Source organism: Hoyosella levis, from assembly GCF_026008515.1.
In the GTDB taxonomy this organism is placed as follows: Bacteria; Actinomycetota; Actinomycetes; order Mycobacteriales; family Mycobacteriaceae; genus Lolliginicoccus; species Lolliginicoccus levis.
This window is the reverse complement of record NZ_BQYM01000029.1, coordinates 1-1,065: the sequence shown is the minus strand read 5'-3', so window position 1 is coordinate 1,065 and position 1,065 is coordinate 1. Positions and strand designations below refer to the sequence as shown.

Genomic DNA, 1,065 nt, shown 5'->3' with positions numbered 1-1,065 from the left:
AGGACGGCGTCAAGCCCGGAACCACCGCCAGTGAGAACGCCGAGCTGCGCGAAGCCCGGAAACGGATCCGGCTGCTCGAACAGGAGAACGAGGTCCTGCGTCGCGCCGCGGCATATCTGTCGCAGGCGAACCTGCCGGGAAAATGATGTACCCGCTCGTCCGTGAGTTGGCCGTTGACGGCATCCCCGTCGCGGTGACGTGCCGGGTCCTCAAAATCGCGCGTCAGCCCTACTACCGGTGGCTCGCCACACCGGTGACCGCTGCCGAACTCGACGAGGCCTACCGGGCCAACGCCCTGTTCGACGCCCACCGCGACGACCCCGAATTCGGGTACCGGTTCCTCGTCGACGAGGCCGCCGACGCCGGCCAGACGATGGCGCAGCGCACCGGGTGGCGGATCTGCTCAGCCAACAAGTGGTGGAGCTCGTTCGGCAAGAAACGCGGCACCAAACACGTCCGTTCCGGGCCGCCGGTCCACGACGACCTCGTCGCCCGCAACTTCACCGCCGATAAGCGGAATCGATTGTGGCTCACAGATATCACCGAGCATCACACCGGTGAGGGCAAGCTCTACCTGTGCGCGATCAAGGACGTGCACTCGAACCGGATCGTCGGCTACTCCATCGACTCGAGAATGAAAGCCCGACTCGCGGTCGACGCCCTCGACTCCGCCGTCGCCCGCCGGGCCGCGGCCGGAGATCAGGTCGCCGGCTGCATCGTCCACAGCGACCGCGGATCGCAATTCCGGTCCAGGAAATTCGTCCACGCTCTCGGCCGGCACGCGATGGTCGGATCGATGGGCCGAGCCGGCGCCTGCGGCGACAACGCCGCCATGGAATCGTTCTTCTCACTGCTGCAGAAGAACGTCCTCGACCGCCAGCCCTGGGCGATCCGGAACGAGCTCCGGATCGCGATCATCACCTGGATCGAACGGACCTACCACCGCCGCCGACGCCAAGCCAGGCTCGGCAGATTGACCCCTGTCGAATACGAGACCATCATGACCACACCAGCCACTCAGGCTGCGTGACCGAACCTGTCACCTGATCGTGCAGCAGTCCCCTT

Annotated in this window: 1 protein-coding gene; it reads left to right on the top strand. The window is 65.8% G+C overall.

Annotation, left to right across the window (positions count from 1 at the left end; translation table 11 throughout):
- Positions 1 to 1,030, top strand: a protein-coding gene (locus QC765_RS16435; protein WP_373876784.1) for an IS3 family transposase whose coding sequence is annotated in 2 segments (ribosomal slippage) — positions 1 to 137 and positions 140 to 1,030 — 1,028 coding nt annotated over the 2 segments. Because the reading frame shifts where the segments join, the coding sequence is not laid out codon by codon here. This gene is flagged as partial in the annotation.
- Positions 1,031 to 1,065: the final 35 nt, after the last annotated feature.